This is a genomic window from Bifidobacterium erythrocebi (assembly GCF_012932675.1).
Lineage (GTDB): Bacteria > Actinomycetota > Actinomycetes > Actinomycetales > Bifidobacteriaceae > Bifidobacterium > Bifidobacterium erythrocebi.
Genome location: NZ_JAAIIF010000009.1, coordinates 126607 through 147257 on the forward strand (window position 1 = coordinate 126607; position 20651 = coordinate 147257).

14 protein-coding genes are annotated in these 20651 nt (G+C 63.9%); 7 read left to right on the forward strand and 7 right to left on the reverse strand.

Going from position 1 to position 20651, the window contains the following annotated elements; translation table 11 throughout:
- Positions 1-1593 carry an MFS transporter gene (locus G1C98_RS06375; protein WP_240944938.1) on the reverse strand — a complete coding sequence of 531 codons (1593 nt, stop codon included), beginning with the start codon at positions 1591-1593 and terminating at the stop codon, positions 1-3.
- Positions 1594-1887: 294 nt separating this feature from the next.
- The gene (locus tag G1C98_RS06380) at positions 1888-3267 is read right to left on the reverse strand and encodes a replication-associated recombination protein A (protein WP_169080356.1); all 1380 of its coding nucleotides are present in this window, start codon (positions 3265-3267) and stop codon (positions 1888-1890) included.
- A 238-nt stretch (positions 3268-3505) separates the two neighbouring features.
- On the opposite strand from G1C98_RS06380, the gene G1C98_RS06385 reads away from it, so the two are divergent.
- Positions 3506-4501, forward strand: a complete 996-nt coding sequence (locus G1C98_RS06385) for a PPK2 family polyphosphate kinase (RefSeq protein ID WP_169080358.1) — start codon at positions 3506-3508, stop codon at positions 4499-4501.
- Positions 4502-4675: 174 nt separating this feature from the next.
- Here G1C98_RS06385 and G1C98_RS06390 read toward each other — a convergent pair whose 3' ends face one another.
- The 3 genes from G1C98_RS06390 to G1C98_RS06400 all read right to left on the reverse strand — a co-directional run bounded on the left by G1C98_RS06390 (position 4676) and on the right by G1C98_RS06400 (position 8288).
- On the reverse strand, positions 4676-7252 hold the full coding sequence (locus tag G1C98_RS06390) for a DEAD/DEAH box helicase (RefSeq protein WP_169080360.1): 2577 nt from the start codon (positions 7250-7252) through the stop codon (positions 4676-4678).
- A 92-nt stretch (positions 7253-7344) separates the two neighbouring features.
- The gene (nrdR, locus tag G1C98_RS06395) at positions 7345-7797 is read right to left on the reverse strand and encodes a transcriptional regulator NrdR (RefSeq protein ID WP_169080362.1); all 453 of its coding nucleotides are present in this window, start codon (positions 7795-7797) and stop codon (positions 7345-7347) included.
- Between the two features lie 65 nt (positions 7798-7862).
- A complete protein-coding gene (locus G1C98_RS06400; protein WP_240944939.1) occupies positions 7863-8288 on the reverse strand; it encodes a LysM peptidoglycan-binding domain-containing protein in 426 nt (141 codons plus the stop codon).
- Positions 8289-8416: 128 nt separating this feature from the next.
- Between G1C98_RS06400 and lexA the strand changes: the two genes are divergently transcribed.
- On the forward strand, positions 8417-9148 hold the full coding sequence (gene lexA / locus G1C98_RS06405) for a transcriptional repressor LexA (protein WP_169080364.1): 732 nt from the start codon (positions 8417-8419) through the stop codon (positions 9146-9148).
- A gap of 117 nt (positions 9149-9265) precedes the next feature.
- Positions 9266-10189 carry a cation diffusion facilitator family transporter gene (locus G1C98_RS06410; protein WP_169080366.1) on the forward strand — a complete coding sequence of 308 codons (924 nt, stop codon included), beginning with the start codon at positions 9266-9268 and terminating at the stop codon, positions 10187-10189.
- A gap of 205 nt (positions 10190-10394) precedes the next feature.
- On the opposite strand, the gene G1C98_RS06415 is transcribed toward G1C98_RS06410, so the two are convergent.
- Together G1C98_RS06415 and hflX are read right to left on the reverse strand one after the other, a co-directional pair.
- Positions 10395-11357, reverse strand: a complete 963-nt coding sequence (locus tag G1C98_RS06415; protein WP_169080368.1) for an L-lactate dehydrogenase — start codon at positions 11355-11357, stop codon at positions 10395-10397.
- A gap of 155 nt (positions 11358-11512) precedes the next feature.
- Complete coding sequence (hflX, locus tag G1C98_RS06420) at positions 11513-13087, reverse strand: GTPase HflX (protein WP_205831931.1); 1575 nt, start codon at positions 13085-13087, stop codon at positions 11513-11515.
- Between the two features lie 261 nt (positions 13088-13348).
- Between hflX and G1C98_RS06425 the strand changes: the two genes are divergently transcribed.
- From G1C98_RS06425 to purC, 4 genes are all read left to right on the forward strand, one after another.
- Positions 13349-13984, forward strand: coding sequence for a class I SAM-dependent methyltransferase (locus tag G1C98_RS06425; RefSeq protein WP_169080370.1), 636 nt, complete (start codon positions 13349-13351; stop codon positions 13982-13984).
- A gap of 192 nt (positions 13985-14176) precedes the next feature.
- On the forward strand, positions 14177-18211 hold the full coding sequence (gene hrpA, locus G1C98_RS06430) for an ATP-dependent RNA helicase HrpA (protein ID WP_169080372.1): 4035 nt from the start codon (positions 14177-14179) through the stop codon (positions 18209-18211).
- 206 nt (positions 18212-18417) lie between these two features.
- Positions 18418-19707 carry a formate-dependent phosphoribosylglycinamide formyltransferase gene (gene purT, locus G1C98_RS06435; RefSeq protein WP_169080374.1) on the forward strand — a complete coding sequence of 430 codons (1290 nt, stop codon included), beginning with the start codon at positions 18418-18420 and terminating at the stop codon, positions 19705-19707.
- 136 nt (positions 19708-19843) lie between these two features.
- Positions 19844-20596, forward strand: coding sequence for a phosphoribosylaminoimidazolesuccinocarboxamide synthase (purC, locus tag G1C98_RS06440; RefSeq protein ID WP_169080376.1), 753 nt, complete (start codon positions 19844-19846; stop codon positions 20594-20596).
- Positions 20597-20651 lie beyond the last annotated feature (55 nt).

The window sequence follows — 20651 nt, forward strand, 5'->3', positions numbered from 1 at the left end:
TCACTGGTCTCGGCCACGTCGCGACGCGGCGGCATGGCGACGCACGCGGATGCGCATGGCCATGGCAAGGCAGCTCCAGCCGATCAGGCAGATCAGAATCATCGTGGCGAAGATCCACGCACCGCCCACCGCCGTGGCATGGGCGAACGAAGCGGTCCCCTCGGCACCGGCACCAGCCTGCGCCACCGACAGGATCGTGGCGAACAGCGCGGTTCCGGCCGCGCCGCCGAACTGCAGGCAGGTGTTGAAGATGGCATTGCCGTCCGGCTTGAACGCGCCGGGCACTTCGGACAGCGCGCTGGTCATCACGTTCGCGTTGCCGATGGCGTAGAAGAATCCGAAGATGAAGTAGAAGCCGGCCAGCATGGTCGCCGTCAGACGCATGGAGAACACCAGCATCAGCGTCGGGCCGAGAATGGCGATGCCCATGGGGATGAGGATCGGCTTGACCGCGCCGAAACGGTCGTAGAACCAGCCGCCGAGCGGAGCGCATACCGCGCCGACCAGAGCGCCGGGCAGCACCAGCGCACCGGCCACGAACGTGGACGTGCCGAGCGAAAGCTGCGCAACATTGGTGATCACATAGCCGTAGCCGATGGCGACAAGCGGCATCAGCGTATACGCCACGGCGTGCAGCAGCACCACCGGGTCGCGCAGGATGCCCAGGCGCAGCAGCGGCGAGAACGCCCTGCTGGACATGTACGCGAACAGCACCAGCGATCCCAGGCCGACCACCAGGCACACCACGGTCACGACGATCGGGAACGTGGCGTCCCCTCCGGACACCAGCTTGCCCACGGCCACGCCGTCCTGGTTCAGCGCGAGCACCAGGCCGACCAGCGCGAACACGATGGCGGTCAGCTGCAGCGGATCCAGGTAGGCGTCCTCGTTCGGCACCTTCTGCTCGATGCAACGGCAGCCGATCACCGCGGCCAGCAGAATGATCGGAATCGCGATGACGAAGATCGCACGCCACGGCAGCACACTGGTCACCGCGCCGCCGACGGTCGGGCCGATCGCGGGGGCCACGGTGATCACCAGCGAGCCGACACCCATCAGACGACCAATCTTGGAACGCGGCGACTGCTCAAGGATGATGTTCATCATCAACGGCGTGGCGATGCCCGAGCCGATGCCCTGGATGACACGGGCCAGCAGCAGCAGCGGGAAGGCGTGCGCGACGATCATGATCAGCGAGCCGATGATGGCGAGCGCCACCGCGGCGAGGAACAGGGCCTTGATCTTGAAGCGTCGCTTCAGGAAGGAGCTGACCGGCATGGTGGCCGCGACGGACAGCAGGTAGATGGTGGTGATCCATTGGACCGTGGAGGTGGAGACGCTGAATTCTCGCATGAGCGAGGGGAACAGCACCGTCATCACGGTTTCCGTGAGAATGCCGATGAAGGCGAGCGATCCGACCGCGATGATGGACCCGATGAGCTTGCCGCTGATCTTCTCGTCGTCGCTCTGCTGTGCCTGCGGCTGCTGCGGCGGCTGTGGTGATTGTACCGACTGCTGTGATTGCACTGCGCTTGCCGCCTGTGCCGTATTTATGGTGTTGTCTGCGTTCGTTGTTTCCGTCGGTGCGCCCATTCGCACGTTCCGACCAGTGTTGCGTTCCATCGTGAACTCGACCCCGTTAGATTTCGTTGTTTCTTCTGTGCACTTGGAATGTAAGGTTTGCCAACCGGCATATATGAGCAATACGTGATGTTCGTGTGCATCCGAATGCCGCGCGTACGGCGGCCGATGCGGTATCAGTATCGAATAGCCAAGGGCACAGTCTAGTCGGGTCAACTGGACAAATCTTCAGGGCAAAACCTGCAGAGCGATGGATCGCTTCGGCGGAGCTTCGAGGATCGCCGGGCTTGTGCCGGCCGACGGGGGTCAGGACGCGGTGCCGTCCTCGCTGTGCAGGATGGCGCGAATCTTGGCAAGGCGCGCGCCGACCTCGTGCTCGTACCCGCGGTCGTTGGGATGGTAGTATTCGCGTCCCTTGAGCTCGTCGGGCATGTACTGCTGCGGGGCCACCGCGCCGGGCCAGTCGTGCGCGTAACGGTAGCCTTCGTGGTTGCCCCATTCCTTCATGAGTTTGGTGGGCGCGTTGCGCAGGTGCAGCGGGACCGCGCCGATATGCCCGGCATCCACATCGGCCAGGGCTTCGTTGATGGCGTTGTAGCTGGCGTTCGACTTGGGGGCCGTGGCCACCGCAAGCGTCGCCTCCGCAAGGATGATCCGCGCCTCCGGCATGCCGACCAATGCCACGGCCTGCGCTGCGGCCACCGTGACCTGGAGGATCTGCGGAGCCGCCATGCCGACTTCCTCTGCGGCGGCGATCATGATGCGGCGGGCGATGAAACGCGGATCCTCGCCAGCACGGATCATACGGGCCAGGTAATGGATGGCCGCGTCCGGGTCGGAGCCGCGCATGGACTTGATGAACGCGGAGATCACGTCGTAATGGTCGTCGCCGTCCTTGTCGTACCGGACGGTGGCCGTATCCATGACGGTCGAGACGACATCCGGCGTGATGATGGGCTTGCGCGCACCCTTTTTCCGTGCCTTGTCCCCCGTCACCGCGCCCGCCGCGGCTTCGAGGATCGTCAGGCTCTTGCGGGCGTCGCCGCCGGCCATGCGCACGATCTCGTCGATGGCGTCGTCACTTGCCTTGACCTCGCCCTTCAGCCCGTTCGGGCTTGCCAGTGCGCGGACGATGAGTTCCCGGAGCTGATCGGGCTCCAGCGATTCGAGCTTGACCACCACGGAACGCGACAGCAGCGGTTTGATGACGGAGAAGCTGGGGTTTTCGGTGGTGGCGCCGATGAACGTGACATCGCGGTTCTCCACGGCCGGCAGCAGCGCGTCCTGCTGGGATTTGGAGAAACGGTGCACCTCGTCGATGAACAGCACCGTCTCCTTGCCCTGCGATACCAGGCGTTCGTGCGCCCGGTTCAGCACGTCGCGCACGTCCTTGACGCCGGATGTCACGGCGGAAAGCTCTTCGAATTCGCGGCCGGACTGCTTGGCGACGATGGTGGCGAGCGTGGTCTTGCCCACGCCGGGAGGGCCGAACAGGATGATGGAGCTGGGCGCGGTGAGCGACCCTTTGGAGGCGGGGTTGGCGAGACGGCGCAGCGGGGAGCCCTGCCCGAGCACATGCCTCTGGCCCACCACCTCGTCGAGGGTGTGCGGGCGCATGCGCACCGCCAATGGTCTCGTCATGTCTTCAGGCGCGTCGGAAGCGCCGAACAAATCCTGCTCGCTCATGGTTCTCACTCTACCGCGCGGTCTGCGAAGCGGTCGGAAGATCGGTCGGCAGACTGGCCATCGAATTGGCCGTCGGATTGGCCGGCAATACGATTGCACCCCGCCCTCGCATCCGCGCATCGCCATCTCGCCCGGCAGCATTGTTTTGCGACAATCCGCCGGAAAACCGCCGATCGCAAGAATTCGCCACTACGATGGAATCGACCGCAATATCGGCAGCATCGGCAAGGAGGCTGACATGGCTGACAAGGATGTGAAGAAGGGAACCGTCAAGGACTCGAACGTGGAGAGGACCCTGAAGAAGGTGGAGGATCATCTCGACACCATCAGAAGGGCGAAAACCGTATCGGTGCGTCTGGCGCATGTGGCGAAGGTGAGCGAGCTGCTGAGCTCCGTGTGGGAGCTGCCGCCGGCGCAACTGCTGCGCTTCCATTCCGACATGGACGTGCGCGAGGTCGACCCGCATTCGCTGCCGGGCTGGGGCGGCGACCGCAGCGACGCCGAGCATTTCATGCAGATCAGCTCGCTGAGCATCGCCCGCTACCAGCGGCTGCTGTATGCGAACGGCACGCAGAAGTCGCGCAAGCGCTTGCTGATCGTGCTGCAGGGCATGGACGCCTCCGGCAAGGGCGGCATCGTGCGCCACGTGTTCAGCCAGGGCGACCCGATGGGCATCCACTACCACGGGTTCGGCGCCCCCACCGAGGAGGAGAAGCAGCATGATTACCTGTGGCGTGTGAAGCGGCAGCTGCCCCCGAACGGCTGGATCGGCATTTTCGACCGTTCCCACTACGAGGACATCGTAATGCCGCACATCTACGGCACGGTTCCGGAGGACGAGTGGCGTGCACGCTACGACGAGATCAACCAGTTCGAGCATGATCTGGTGGCCGACGGATGCGCCGTGCTGAAGATCTTCCTGGTCTCCAGCCGTGAGGAGCAGAAGAAGCACTTCCTTGACCGTCTGGACGATCCGACGAAATACTGGAAGTTCGATCCGAGCGACCTGGAGGCCCGCGAACGCTGGGACGAATACATGGATGCCTGGCAGGAGGTCTTCGAGAAGACCAGCACCGACGATGCGCCCTGGTACATCGTTCCCGCGGATAACCGCTGGTATTCCAGGGCCGTGGTGTCGGAACTGCTGCGCATCAGCATGCGCAACATGAACCTGATGTGGCCGCCGCTCAAGGTGGATGCCGATGAGATGAGACGCCGTTTGGAGAACGACTGAGCAGGTACGCCTGTTGCGTTGTGCGGTATCGGGCGGTCGTCTGTTGCGGCGATGCTCGCCCGATACCGCAGCAATACCGCAGCACATTATGCCGCTACGCAGAGGGGGCCGAGCGTAATGTCACCGAGCGGGGGTGCCACAGGCAAGCACCCCCGCCAAGGCCAGCCAGCCGCCCTACCGCAGGTCGGTGCCTACCGCGTAGTCGAGGAACACGACCTCGCCGCCGTTCTGCGTGGCGTCGAGATCGACCACGCCGGTGATGGCCCAGTCGTGATCGCCGTCGGAATCGTCGATGATCTGGCGCACCTTCCACGTGTGCTCGTCGTGCTCATGGGCATCGTCCAGCATGAAGAGCTTGGGGGAACGGGCTTCGGCGTCGACGTTCACGTATTCGTGCTCGTCATAGTAATCGTCGAGCGTGTCCTCCCACTCGTGCACGCCATAGCCCCAGTCCTTGTCAAGAGTGCCGAGCTCTTCGGGCCTGTCGAGATCCATGAGCTGCACACGGCGGAACATGGCGTTGCGCACCAATACGGTGAGCCCGCGCCGATCCTCGACCACCTCGTTGCCGGAGCCGGGGGCGGCGAGGGATGCCGCGGCCTGCGACGCCTCATCCGAGGTGCCGGCGTTCTCCCATTCGTCCACCAGGCTGGAGTCGATGGAGCGTACGAGCACGCGCAGCCAGGCGATGATGTCCTTCAGCCGTTCGTCGCGCTTTTCGACCGGTACGGTGCGTGCCAGCGACCGGTAGGCGTCGGACAGGTAGCGCAGCAGCGTGCCTTCGGAGCGCGCGATGTTGTATCGGGCGATGTAACCGGTGAAATCCGACGCCGTCTCGACCATGTCGCGCACCACGGATTTGGGGCTCAGCCAGTAGTCGTTCGCCCATGGCACATCGTGGCGGTACTTGGTGAAGGCCGCGTCCAGCAGATCCTCCAACGGCTTCGGGTAGGTGATCTCGGCAAGCCTGTCCATACGTTCGTCGTAGTCCAGACCGTCAGCCTTCATGTCGGCCATGGCCTTGTCTTTCGCCGCGCGTTCCTGAGCACGCAGCACCTGACGCGGATCCTCAAGCGTGGCCTCGACCATGGAGATCACATCGAGCGCGTAGGTCTCCGATTCGGGGTCGAGCAGTTCGAGCGCAGCCAGTAGGAACGGGGACAACGGCTGGTCAAGCGCGAAATCATCCGGCATATCGAGCGTCATCAGGTAGTCCAGGCTGCCGTCGGGGCGACGCTCGGTCTCGATGACCTGCGTGTCGAAAAGCGTCTGGAAGATCTCGTCGGCACGCTGGTGCAGCCGTTCCTTCTGGTCGGGGGTCTGCGCCGAATCGTCGATGAGCTGGTCGATGCGCGCCCGGGCGTCGCCGCCCTGCTCCACTTCGTTCAGCACCATGGAATGCGTGATCTTCAGATGCGGCACCAGTGTTTCCGGCTCGGCGTCGATGAGCTTGTCGAAAGTGCTCTGGTTCCAGTTCACGAAGCCTTCGGGGGCCTTCTTGCGCTTGATCTTCTTCAGCTTCTTCGGATCGCCGCCGGCCTTGGCTATGGCCTTCTGGTTCTCGATCTCGAATTCCGGGGCCTCCGCGATCACCAGCCCTTCGGTGTCGAAACCCATACGCCCCGCACGCCCGGCGATCTGGTGGAATTCGCGGGCCTTGAGCCTGCGCATCTTGTTGCCGTCGTATTTGGTCAGGGCGGTGAGCACCACGGAATGGATGGGCACGTTGATGCCGACGCCCAGCGTATCGGTGCCGCAGATCACGGACAGCAGGCCCTGTTGGGCCAGCTGTTCGACCAGCCTGCGGTAGCGGGGCAGCATGCCGGCATGGTGGACGCCGATGCCGGTGCGTAGCAGGCGCTGCAGGATCTTGCCGAATGCCGTGGTGAACTTCACACCTTTGATGGCTTCGGCGATGGCGTTGCGCTGCTCCTTGCTGGACACGCCGGCGGATGCCAGCGCCTGAGCGGTCTCAAGCGCCGCGTCCTGGGAGAAATGCACGACGTAGATCGGCGTGGAGCCGTCCTTGTATGCCAGTTCGACGGTACGCTCAAGCGGATCGAGCGTGTATTCGTAGCTCAGCGGGACCGGACGCGGCGCATTCGCGATGACATCCACGTCGGGGGTGTCGTTCAGATCGGCAAGCTTATCCGCGATGGCGTCCACGTTGCCCAGCGTGGCACTCATCAGCAGGAACTGCGTCTGCGGCAAGGTAAGCAGTGGCACCTGCCACGCCCAGCCGCGTTCCGAATCGCCGAAATAATGGAACTCGTCCATGGCGACCAGACCGATGTCGGCATGGACGCCTTCGCGCAGCGCCTGATTGGCCAGGATCTCGGCCGTGCAGCAGATGATCGGCGCATCGGCGTTGATATGGCTGTCGCCCGTGATCATGCCGACGTTCTCGCGGCCGAACACCTCAATCAGGTCGAAGAACTTCTCGCTGACCAGCGCCTTGATCGGCGCGGTGTAGTAGGAGCGGCGGCCGGTGCACAGGGCCGCGAAATGCATGCCCAGCGCCACCAGCGACTTGCCCGATCCCGTAGGGGTGTTCAGAATGACGTGGTCGCCGGCGAGAATGTCCATGATGGCCTCCTCCTGATGCGGCCATGGCTCGATGCCCTTCACATCGATGGCCCAATCGAAGAACCGTTCATAGATATCGTCCGCCGTCAGATTGCGGACGCCTTCGCCGCCGTCCCAGTCCGGGGCGAGACGCCCCAGGGATCCATACATCGTCTCATCGCTCATCGTTTGCCCACCTTATAACCATGCCGCCAAGCGGGGCATGCAGTATATTGCCCAAATATCCCATGTCGGGAAGCCGCATCGCTTCCGTTTCGTCAGTCCTCGCCGCCATTGCGCAATTCGTTGATCGCCGCCTGGAAGTCCTCAAGGTTCTCGAAGTTCTGGTACACGCTCGCGAACCGCATGTACGCCACCTCGTCCAGATCGCGCAACGGCTTGAGAATCGCCTTGCCGACCTCCGCCGACGTGACCTGCGCCTGACCGGCCGAACGCAGATCCTCCTCGACCCGCTGCCCGAGCTTCTTCAGATCGGCCTCCTGCACCGGCCTGCCCTGGCATGCCTTGCGCACCCCGGAGATCACCTTGTCGCGGTTGAACGGCTCCAGGCTTCCGGAGCGCTTCTCCACCAGCAGCGTGGTGGTCTCCAATGTGGTGAAGCGACGGTTGCAGTGCAGGCACAGACGCCGACGCCGAATGGAGTATCCGTCCTCGCTCACACGCGTCTCGATGACCTTGGTTTCGGAATGATGACAATAAGGGCAATGCATGACCCCCACCATACCCGAAACCGCAGGAATTCGCGTGTTGCAACGCGATTTTACATATGAGGCGGCTAATCGGCGGGCACGATGATCCGCTGCCCGGGAACAAGCACCGCCGAATCGAGCTCGTTCAACGACATGAGCTCGTTCACCGTCTGCGCAATATCACCCCCTTTTGGAGTCACCGAGGACGCGTACGCCCATAGGGTGTCTCCCGGACGCACCGTATAGCTCACCACCCGTGTCGGCAGCGTTGCCGAATCGGCTTGCGGCAGCTTCACCACATCCGCCACGGACCATACGGCGGCCACGGCCAGCAACGAGACGAGCACGCAGACCCATCGCCTCCTTCCTGCCGCACCAAGCAAACCCATCGCCCTGGAACGGTGCGAATGGGCCGCAGTGCCCGCATCCCCGAATTCACCGGCCGTATCGTTAACGCCAGTCTGCACATCGACCATGCCGTCCATCATCGCGACCACCAGCCTTTCGAACATCTGTTCTATCGAACGTTTGTTCTAAGTGTTGCACAGATGTTCGAATAGCGCAACCCGCCACATCGAACAAATGTTTGATTTCAGCGGGGATTCACGTTAAGCTGAGTGGAACGACGAAAGGAGCGCCCATGAGCACTGCCCCCCGCACAACCCAATCAGACGCCGCGGTGGCCGATCTTACCGACCGCCAGCTCCAGGTGCTCAAGGCGATCACCACATACCAGAACGAGCGCGGCTTCGTCCCCTCGTTCCGCGAGATAGGCGCGGCGGCAGGCCTGAAAAGCCCCTCGTCGGTCAAGCACCAGCTGCAGATGCTGGAAGACAAAGGCTATATCCGTCTCAACGCCAACAAGGGTCGCGCCGTCGAGATCCTGCGCGATCCGTTCTGCCAGGAACCCGACGAAGTCGATGCCCCCGGCGGCCGTGAAGGCGTCGCGACCATCATCCCCTTTCCGGCGGCAAAGGCCAGCGAAGCCGTTCTGGAGTCCCGCGATATTCCGTTGGTGGGTCGCATCGCCGCAGGAGCGCCGATCACCGCGGAGCAGCATATCGATGATGTGATGCGCCTGCCCGAGCGTCTTACCGGCACCGGCGGCAACATGTTCATGCTGGAGGTGCATGGCGATTCCATGATCGACGCCGCGATCTGCAACGGCGACTTCGTGGTGGTGCGCGAACAGCATACGGCGGTGAACGGCGATATCGTCGCGGCACTGCTTGACGGCGAGGCAACGGTGAAGACGTTCCGCAAGGAGAACGGACACGTATGGCTCATGCCGCACAATCCCGCCTACTCCCCCATCGACGGCACACACGCCACCATTATGGGGAAGGTGGTCACCGTCCTTCGAAAGCTGTAGAGTCAATCCCGGAAATACCGCGAGACCCCGGCCATGCGCCGGGGTCTCGTCGTATCTGAGGCTAAACGCAAATGGTATTGAGAAGCAGTCTCAACTGCACGAGGGAAAGGAACCGACATGGCACACACGCATACCGCGCCCCAAGGCAAGGGGCATCAGCAACGTCTGATGGCCACATTGGCGGTCACCGTCACCGTATTCGTCGTCGAAGTCGTGGCGGCGTTCATCACCGATTCGCTGGCGCTGCTCACCGATGCCGGCCATATGCTCACCGATGTCTCCGTGCTGATCGCCTCCACCATCACCGCCATACTGATGCGGCGCAAGCCCAACAGCACCCGCACCTGGGGCTGGGCCCGGCTTGAGGTCATCACCGCGGCATGCGGCGCGCTGGTACTGCTGTTCGTCGGCATCTACGCGCTGTTCGAGGCCTGCATGCGGCTGTTCGGCAATTCCGAGGCCGAGATCAACGATGTCCGGCTGCTGCTGTTCGTCGGCATACTGGGCCTCGTGGCCAATATCGTCTCCATCACCATTCTCTCTGCGCAACGCGGCGACAATATGAACATGAAGGCGGCCTTCCTTGAAGTGATGAACGACGCCCTGGGATCGGTGGCCGTGGTCGCGTCCGCCCTAGTCATGCTGACGACCGGCTGGGATAAGTTCGACGCGATCGCCGGCGGCATCATCGCCCTGATGATGATCCCCCGCGCCATCAAGCTGCTGCACAACGCCGTACGCGTGCTGTTGGAGGAGACCCCTCAGGGATTGGATCTCGACGAGGTGCGCAAGCACCTGGAATCGGTGCCGCGCGTGGTCGCCGTGCATGACCTGCACGCCAGCACCGTTTCGACCGGCATGCCGATTCTGATGGCGCATGTGGTGGTGGAGAACGGCCTGACCATGGAGGAAGGCGCGGATATCCTCAAGCAACTGCAGGATTGCCTGCGCGAGCATTTCCCCGTATCGGTGCCGCACACCACCTTCCAGCTCGAACCGGAAGGCTACGACTCCCCCTCCGCCGACAAGATGCATCGCTGATCGGTCTCCCTAACAAACCAGTGTGCCTTGCACAAGCCCCATGCAAGGCGCGCCTGCCAATATCATCCCGTCCACGTCGCGAAAGCGCATGAAACCACACGTCGACTGATAGTTCACGACAGAAAAGTCCGCAGAAATACAAGAACGGGACGCCGCACTAGGCAGCGTCCCGTTCCTATTCGGTCTATGACCGTCGGCGAATGAATCAGAAGCCGAACTGGGCTGCGGTCTGCTTCAGGGTCTCGGCGGAGCGGTTCAGGGCCGCGAGCTCACGGTCGGACACCGGGGTGTTGATGGCGGTGTTGACGCCGGAGCGGTTGAGCAGGGTCGGCACGGACATGCACACGTCGGAGATGCCGTGGAAGTCGTGCAGCATGGAGCTCACCGGCAGGATGCGGTTGGAGTCCTTGAGCACGGCCTCGATGATATCGACGCCGGACATGCCGATGGCGTAGTTGGTAGCGCCCTTGCCGTTGATGATCTTGTAGGCGGCGTTCTTGACGTCCTGGTGGATCTGCTCGCGAACCTCGGCGTCGAGCGGCTTGTGGCCGGGCAGCGGGGTCCAGTCGCACATCGGGACGCCACCGATGGTGGCGGAAGCCCACAGCGGGACCTCGGAGTCACCGTGCTCGCCGGCGATGTAGGCGTGGACGTTCTTGACGTTGACGCCGGTCTGCTGCGCGATCAGGAAGCGCAGACGGGCGGAATCCAGGTTGGTGCCGGAGCCGAAGACCTGGTTTGCCGGCAGGCCGGAGATCTTCTGGGCCACGTGGGTCGCGATATCAACCGGGTTGGTGATGAGCATGTAGATGGCGTTCGGAGCGACCTTGACCAGGTTCGGGATGATCGACTGCAGGATCTTGATGGTGGCACCCACCAGCTCAAGACGGGACTGGCCGGGCTTCTGGCGCGGGCCGGCGGTGATGACGATCATATCGGCGTCGCGGCAGATCTCCGGATCGTCGGAGCCGTCGATGGACACGGTCGGGTAGAAGCTGGAGCCGTGCTGCATATCGAGCACCTCGGCCTCCACGCGTTCCTTGGCGATGTCCTCGAGCACGATCTCGCGGGCGACACCGCGCTGGGCGGCGGCGAATGCGAGGGTGGAGCCGACTGCGCCGGCACCGATAACAGCAAGCTTCGTGGGCTTGATAAGCGATTCTGCCATGTTTATACCTCTCTTAGAGAGATGCGCCGGTTGGGCGCATCATTCCTCACAACATCCCTTTCACCCTACTCACACAACCTGACACTGTCAGCGCTCACATCCATCGCATGCCGCAGCGGCGCACGACGAAACGCCCACGGATATAGGCAAATCGTCTAATCAATCGCCGCCGCAACGATTTGCGCCGACAGCCTGTCGTCCACATCGGCCGACACGTGCACGCCGTTGTCCAGCCACTGCACGTCCTGAACATGCCCGTATTCCCTGATCTGAGACAACAGCGCGCCCGCCGAATACGGCAGCAGCGCCTCCACATGCACGCCCGGCGTGGGCAGCAGCGCCTCGACCGCGGCACGCAGTTCAGCGACGCCACCACCGGAATATGCGGAGACGATGTGCGCGTCGGGTTCGAGCGCGGCCAGACGCCCCAGCGTGGCCTCGTCGCACAGGTCGGCCTTGTTGAAGGCCAGAATACGCGGGATGGCGGCGGTGCCCTCGATATCCGCAAGAATCTCGTTGACCGCTTCGATCTGCGAGAACGGATCGGGGTGCGAGGCATCCACCACATGCAGGATCACGTCGGCCTCGGCGACCTCCTCCAACGTGGACTTGAACGCCTCGACCAGCTGCGTGGGCAGTCTGCGCACGAATCCGACCGTGTCCACATACGCGTACAGGCGGCCGTCCCTGGCCTTGGTACGGCGCACCGCGGTATCGAGCGTGGCGAACAGCGCGTTCTCCACCAGCTCGCCCGATCCGGTCAGACGGTTCGTCAACGACGATTTGCCGGCGTTCGTATAGCCGACCACGGCGATGGTGGGCAGACCGTAGCGGCGGCGCGAGCCGCGCTTGACCTCGCGGGCCGGGGCCATCTGCGCGATCTGCTTCTTCAACCGCGCGATGCGCGTACGAATCACGCGGCGGTCCATTTCGATCTGCGTCTCGCCCGGGCCACGCGATCCGATGCCGCCGTTCTGCCCGGCGGCCTGGCCACCGGCCTGACGCGACAGGGACCCGCCCCAGCCACGTAGACGCGGAAGCATGTATTCGAGCTGCGCCAGCTCCACCTGGGCCTTGCCCTCACGGGAAGTGGCGTGCTGGGCGAAGATGTCGAGGATCACGGCGGTGCGGTCCACCACCTTCACCTTGGCGGCGTCCTCCAGGCCACGGCGTTGGCTCGGCGGCAGGTCGTCGTCGACCACGATCGTATCGGCCTCCTCGCGCGCCACGATGTCGGCGATCTCCTTCGCCTTGCCGGAGCCCACGTATGTGGCGGCGTCCGGCCTCGAACGGTGCTGCAGCAGACCGTCGCACACCTCGGCGCCGGCGGTCTCGGCCAGCGCGGCCAGCTCTCGCAGCGATTCCTCGGCCTTGGCCTGCGTGGTCACGGCGCTCGACCATACGCCCACCAGCACCACACGCTCCAGACGCACCTTGCGGTATTCGACTTCGGTGACGTCCTGCAGCTCGCCAAGGCCCGCAACATGCTTGAGCTGATTACGCGACTCTCGTTCGGCCCATTCCTCGTTGCCGGAGGAGTCGAAATTCACACCATGCGTGTTGTCACCGAGCAGCACCTCAGATGATTCGGCGAGCACGTTCGCGTCGGATCGCGCCGGCTCACCGCCTGCCTTACGGATCGTCTCGTCGGCCTCGCCGATATCGTCGGTCTTGTCGCTCAGGGTCAATGCCACCTCGTTCTCGTTTCGTCGCCGCCCACGCCCCGTCATAGCCGGCGGGTACGGCGAACCGTTCTCCATGCTCGCCGGCCGGGCGCGACCACGCGGGGCATCATGGCGGGCATGATTCATTATTATCATCTTGTGAGGTGACAGACCGGCCTTCGTCCACTTCGCCGCGAGCGAACCGCGCAACGGACGCGGAGCCTGCGGCCGAAACCACACGACGGCACAGGCGAACAGCCGGCGACAGACGACAACCCAAGTACGGCAAGTACGGACAGACCAGACGCAGAAAGGCGCGGACCAATCATGGCGGAACAGTATTTCTCGGCCGACCCCTCATCGAAGGACGTACGGCGTACCCTGCACGTGCAGCTGCGCGGGGCCGATGTCGAGGTCGAGGTATCGAACGGCGTGTTCTCCGGATCGCGTCTTGACCTGGGCACGTCCGTGCTGCTCAAGCAGGTTCCGGAACCGCCCGAGCAGGGCAATCTGCTTGATCTGGGCTGCGGCTGGGGGCCGATCGCATTGTCGCTGGCCATGGCCTCGCCGCAGGCGAACGTGTGGGCGCTGGACGTGAACGAGCGCGCCTTGGAGCTGACGGCGATCAACGCCAAACGCAATGGCTGCGCGAATGTCAGGACCGTGCGCACCGATGCCGACGCCCTGCCGGTCGATCCGAAGGCGGTCGACCCGGACATGACCTTCGACGTGATCTGGTCGAACCCGCCGATCCGCATCGGCAAGGAGGCCCTGCACACGCTGCTGATGAACTGGCTGCCGCGTCTTTCGGACAATGGCAGGGCCTATCTGGTGGTGCAGAAGAATCTGGGCGCCGACTCGCTGATCAACTGGCTTGCGGACGAGCTGGGCGAAGGGTACAAGGTGTCGAAGTACCATAGCGCCAAGGGATTCCGCGTGATCGAGGTCTCGCGCGCGGCATAACGGTAAGCAATATAGACATGGTCTAAAGGAAGGTTACGAGCCGAGCGCACCATGGTCACATGACCATATGACCGCGCCCGCGAAACCGCAGAACACCTGAAACGCACACCGAACCGCATCATCCAGGATCCCGCACGGGAACCCGCACAAACCACATCGTCCACGTCATACCCATTCAAGCTAAGGATGCTGATGAAATTCGTTTACCCACCTGAACTGCCGGTGTCGGCCGCACGCGACGACATCGCCCAAGCCGTTCGTTCGAGCCAGGTGGTCATCGTCTCCGGCCAGACGGGTTCCGGCAAGACCACTCAGCTGCCGAAGATCCTGCTGGAGCTCGGCCGCGGCTCGCATGGCCATCAGATCGTGCACACGCAGCCCCGCCGCATCGCCGCACGCACCGTGGCGGAACGCATCGCCGCCGAAATGGGCGTGCGTCTGGGCGACGAGATCGGCTACCAGGTGCGTTTCACCGACGACACGTCCAAGTCCACGCGGCTCAAGGTCGTCACCGACGGCATCCTGCTGGCGCAGATCCAGCGCGACCCGAAGCTCAGCGCCTACGACACCATCGTGATCGACGAGGCGCACGAACGCAGCCTGAACATCGACTTCCTGCTCGGCTACCTGACCGCCCTGCTGCCCAAACGCCGCGACCTGAAGCTCATCATCACGTCCGCGACCATCGATTCGGTGAAGTTCCAGCAGCATTTCGAGCATGCCCTGCACACCAAGGTGCCGGTGATCGAGGTGTCCGGGCGCACCTACCCCGTGCAGATCGTGTACGAGCCGTTGGGCGCGGCACCGGCGCTGATGCATGACGTGCCGGGCTTCGCGCGCGGCGTGGACCCCGGCAGCGACGAATACGGCACCGAGGACAGCGCCGGCGAGACCGACATGCCCACCGCCGTGGCACGCGCCTGCAGCGAGCTCATCATCCATTCGAGCCATGAGCGCGGCGCGCGCGACATTCTCGTCTTCGCCTCCGGCGAGCGCGACATCCATGAGTTCGAGTCCGCGTTGCGGCATCATCTCGGCCCGCGCGCGGAGGATATGCGCCGCCCGGACGCCATCGAGATCATGCCCCTGTTCGCCAGGCTTTCCGCGGCCGACCAGCATAAGGTGTTCGAGTCGCATACGCATCAGCGCATCGTGATCGCCACGAACGTGGCCGAGACGTCGCTTACGGTTCCGGGCATCCGCTATGTGGTCGACCCGGGCACGGCGCGTATCTCCCGGTATTCCAAGACGGCGAAGGTGCAGCGTCTGCCGATCGAGCCGATCAGTCAGGCCAGCGCCGACCAGCGTTCGGGCCGATGCGGCCGTGTGGCGGACGGCATTGCGATCCGCCTGTACAGTCGTGAGGATTATGAGACGCGCCCGCGGTTCACCGACCCCGAGATCCTACGTACCTCGCTGGGCGCGGTGGTGCTGCACATGCTCAGCGTGGGCGTGGCGCGCACCGCCAAGGATGTGACCGAGTTCGGCTTCATCGACCCGCCGGACATGAAGGCCGTGTCCGATGGTTTCAACGAGCTGACCGAGCTGAAGGCCGTGGCACGCAGGCATGGCGAGGTGACGCTGACGCATATCGGCCGCCAGCTGGCGCGTATTCCGATCGACGTGCGCCTGGGGCGCATGGTGATCGAGGCCGCGCGTTCCACCTCCCCCAATACGCTGGCCGCGGTGTTGGTCGTGGTGGCGTTCCTGAGCCTGCAGGATCCGCGCGAGCGCCCGGAGGAGCATCGCGAGGAGGCGGACCGCATCCACAACCGGTACGCCGATCCGACCAGTGATTTCCTGACCGCGTTGAATATCTGGGACCGTGTGTTCCAGGCCGACGGCGAGCCGAGCAACAATGCGCTGCGCCGTATCTGCAAGACCGAGTATTTCAGCTGGCTGCGCATGCGCCAATGGAAGGATCTGGTCGCGCAGTTGCGCCAGATGTGCCGTGAAATGAAGTTCAAGGTGGGCGATCCGCTGCCGAGTTCTCGCGCTGGGCTGGAGATCCGCCAGCTGCCGTTGAACCAGCAGGCGGCGCATAGCCTGTGCTGTTCGTGGGACGCCGAGGGCATTCACAAGTCCATGCTTTCCGGCTTGCTGTCCATGATGGGCATGCAGGTGGTGCGCGAACCGAAGGCCTCGGATTTCGCGGGGCTCAAGGGTGCGGCCAAGGCGAAGGCGATCAAGCGCGCGCAGAAGATGGCGAAGAACGACTATCAGGGTGCCCGCGGCACGCATTTCGCCCTGTTCCCCGCGTCCGCGGTGGCCAAGTCGACGCCGAGCTGGGTGATGAGCACCGAACTGGTGGAGACCTCTCGCCTGTGGGCGCGGTATTGCGCCGCGATCGACCCGGCGTGGGCCGAGCCGCTGGCCGGTTCGCTCACCCGAGTCACCTATGCCGAACCGCATTGGTCCGGTTCGCGTGGCTCGGCGGTGGCGAGCGCGAAGGTGCTGCTGTATGGCCTGCCGATCGTGCAGGACCGCAAGGTGCTGTGGGGCCGTATCAATCCGCCTGAGGCGCGTGATTTCCTGATCCGTCAGGGTCTGGTCGAGGGCGATATCCAGCAGCGGTTCAGCTATGACGATTTCGTGCGCAGGAATCTGCGCATTCTTGAGGATGCCGCGGATGATGCGAATCGTACGCGTCAGATCGCGCAGACCATTACGGATGAGGATCTGTTCGACTTCTACAATCGTGTGATTCCGCAGGATGTGACGTCGCTGGCGTCGTTGGCGAAATGGTGGAAGACGAACCATGATGCCGATCCGACGCTGCTTGATTTCGATCCGTCCAAGGTGGAGCGTCTGGGCGAGGCCGATTCGGTGAGTCTGGACGATTATCCGGATCATTGGCATACGCGCGGCACGGATGGCCAGCCCATCGACCTGCGTCTGTCGTATATCTACGATCCGACCGACCCGGATGATGGCGTCACCGTGCATGTGCCGTTGAAGGCGTTGGGACGTATCACGCCGGAGCAGTTCACCTGGAATGTGCCCGGCCTGATGGATGAGCTGCTGCTTGCCATGATCAAGGCGTTGCCCAAGCAGCTGCGCGTGCAGTTCGTGCCGGCGCCCGATGCCGCGCGTAAGATCCGCGCGTGGATCGACGAACGGTACCCGGATCTGCCGGGCACGGCGGCGGATGTGGACTGCCCGGATCTGGCGCACGCGTTCACGCAGGCCGCCATCGCCACGATCGGCGCGCAGATCCACCCCGAAGTGCTGGGCAAGGATCTGACCGATCGTCTTTCGCCGTACCTGCGCATGACGTTCGCGGTGGAGCAGCCGCTCGGCGGGCACGGCTCGGGGCATGGACGGCGTGGTCCTCGCCGGCAGGTGAAGGTGCTGGGCAAGTCCAAGGATCTCAAGGCGTTGCAGGTCAGGTTCGCGCAGGAGGCCGAGGAGTCGGCGCGTCGCATGGTCAAGAAGCAGGCGGACAAGGCCGCCGATCAGGGCAAGATCGTGCGCCAGGCCGATCTGCTGCATCGTTCCGGCGCCACCACCGAATCGCGCGCGTCGATGCTGTGGCATGGGGCGCTCGACGCGCTGCGCCTGCCGGACGAGCGCATCTCCTCGCGTTGGCTGGGCACTGAGGCGCTGATGCTCGCGTCCGCGCCGTACAAGTCCACGAAGGAGCTGGCGCAGGATCTGCAGCTGGCCGCCGTCAAGCGCCTGCTGCCGCAGGTGGACAGGCTCAAGGACGACGAGGCGCTGGCGAATGCGGTGCTCGACGTGCGCGAGGTCTACGAGGACACGGTGTACGACGTGTCACACGATGTGATCGCGATTCTGAAACGGTATGCCCAGGTCGACAAGGCGGTGAGCGGCAAGGCCGACCTGCCGATGCTGTCGGTACTGCAATCGATCCGAGAGCACATCGCCACGCTCGTGTTCCCCGGATTCATCGGCCAGACGCCGCCCGATGCGCTCAAATCCGTGGAACGCTACCTGCATGCCGACCTGATGCGGCTCGCCAAGGCGAAGAACGACAAGAACCGCGACGTGCGCTGGGCCTGGCAGGCCGACGAAGCCAAGCAGCTCGTGGACAAGGCCATGGCCAAGGCGAAGGCCGAACCGGCAGGCCCCAAGCATGAGGAGCTCATGCGCAAGGCCACCGACGCACGCTGGATGCTCGAAGAGTTCTACGTAAGCCTATGGGCGCAGGAACTCGGCACCCCCAGGCCCGCAAGTCTCAACCGCATCAAGAAGGCGCTCGCCTGAACGCCACACGCCACGCACCAGCCCCCGGAGACCGGCCGACATACAACCGATATGGACCGGCCGGCCTCCGGGCCTCCGGCTTTCCAGACATCCCTCCGGGAACCCCGGCAAACCCCGCATACGCCGCCACTCCCCCACCATGGCCCACCCGCCGCCACGCACACACCGGCAAACGCCTATCTAGCGCGAGTGACAGAATATGAGCCATGACTGATTCCACCTCCGTACAACGCAGTATCAACCGCTCCCTGGGCACGCCACTGGGCAAGCAGCCCACCCGCGTGCTCTTCCTCGGCGCAGGCGAACTCGGCAAGGAAGTCACCATCGAACTCATGCGCCTGGGCGCATGGGTATGCGCCGCCGACTCCTACGCCGGAGCCCCCGCACAACAGGTGGCCCACGAAGCCCGCGTGCTCGACATGGCCGACCCCAAACAGCTCAAAGCCCTCTTCGACGACATCAAACCCGACATCATCGTCCCGGAAGTGGAAGCCATCGCCACCCAGGTACTCGCCGAAGCCGCCGCAAACGGCGCACAGGTCGTGCCCAGCGCCGAAATCGCAGCCATCTGCATGGACCGCGAACGCCTCCGCGTCCTCGCCCACGAAGAGCTCGGCCTGCCCACCACCCCCTACCGCTTCGCCGGAACCCTCGAAGAACTCCGCGCAGGCGCCGAAGAAGTCGGCTACCCCTGCGTCGTCAAACCCATCATGAGCTCCTCTGGCCACGGCCAATCCATCGTCCGCTCCGCCGACGCCATCGACGCCGCATGGACCGAAGCGCAGGAAGGCCGCCGCGCACACGACGAAGGAGACATCTCCCGCGTCATCGTCGAAGCGCTCGCACCCCTGGAACGCGAACTGACCGTACTCACCGTCAGCTCCAGCGCCGGCATCGTCACCTGCACCCCCATCGGCCAACGCCAGGAATCCGGCGACTACCGCGAATCCTGGCAGACCAACGAACCGGCCGGCACCACCGACAGGAACGACGAAACCGCACGCGCCCAGCACATCGCCAAAACCGCCGTCGAAGGCCTCGTCGCCAAGGCACGCACCTCCGGCGAAACCGGCTGGGGCGTCTTCGGCGTCGAACTCTTCGTCCTCACCGACGGCTCCATCCTGTTCAACGAGGTCTCCCCGCGCCCGCACGACACCGGCATGGTCACCATGATCTCCCAGCGCCTGAGCGAATTCGCCCTGCACGCCCGTGCCATCCTCGGCCTGCCCGTCACCCCCGAACACGTCGCGCTCTCCATCCCCGAAGGCACCACCGCCGCAAGCCACGCCATCGTGGTCGAAGGAGACGGCCAAGCCGCATTCGGCAACGTCGCACAGGCGCTCGCCGAGCCCAACACCGACCTGCGCATCTTCGCCAAGCCCGAGGTGCACGGCCATCGCCGCATGGCCGCCGCGCTGGCCATCGGCACCGACGAGACCGACGCCCGCGCCAAGGCCGCACGCGTAGCCGATTCGCTCGACATCCGGGTCATCTGACGTCTCATTCGCGCGCACGTTCGCGCACCCGTCCATAAACACCACGGGAGGCCACGCAATGTAGCCTCCCGTTGGTATCTTGTAACCGTCAAGTTCACCAAACTATCTACCTCCCAAACACCAGGAAAGGCGAGTAATGGAGAAGTTGGAAAAGCTCTACGAGGGCAAAGCCAAGCAACTGTACGCAACTGACGATCCGGAGGTCCTCTGGGTCGAATACAAGAACTCCGCTACCGCAGGTGACGGCGAGAAGAAAGAAGATTTCGCCGGCAAGGGCAGGCTGAACAACCTCATCACCACGCTGATCTTCGATCTGCTGAAGAAGCGCGGCATCGACAGCCATCTGGTGGCCCGCGTGGGCGAGACCTCCCAGCTGGTCAAGAAGGTCACCATGTTCCCGCTCGAAATCGTGCTGCGCAACACCGCGGCCGGCCACTTCTGCTCCCGCCTGGGCGTCGAAGAGGGCATCGAGCTCAAGGAACCGGTGCTCGAATACTTCCTGAAGAACGACGAACTGCACGATCCGTTCGTCAACGACGACGATCTGGTGGCACTCGGCGTGTGCACCCGCGAGGATCTGGCCGAGATCGCCCCGCTCGCCCGCCGCATCAACGAGGCTCTGATCGAGATCTTCGCCAAGATCGACGTCAAGCTCGTGGACTTCAAGATCGAAATGGGCCGCACCTCCGACGGCACGCTGCTGCTCGCCGACGAGATCACCCCGGATTCCTGCCGCCTGTGGGATCAGCGCGACCACTCCGGCAAGGTCGAGCACCTCGACAAGGACCTGTTCCGCCGCGATCTGGGCGACATCATCCCCGCCTACGAGGAGATCGAAAGCCGCCTGGCCGAGCTCGCCAAGTCCGAAGGCATCGAAGTCGCCGAATGACGCACGCACAGCCCGCATCCGCAGTATCCGCTCGGATGCGGGCTTCGTTGTTTCG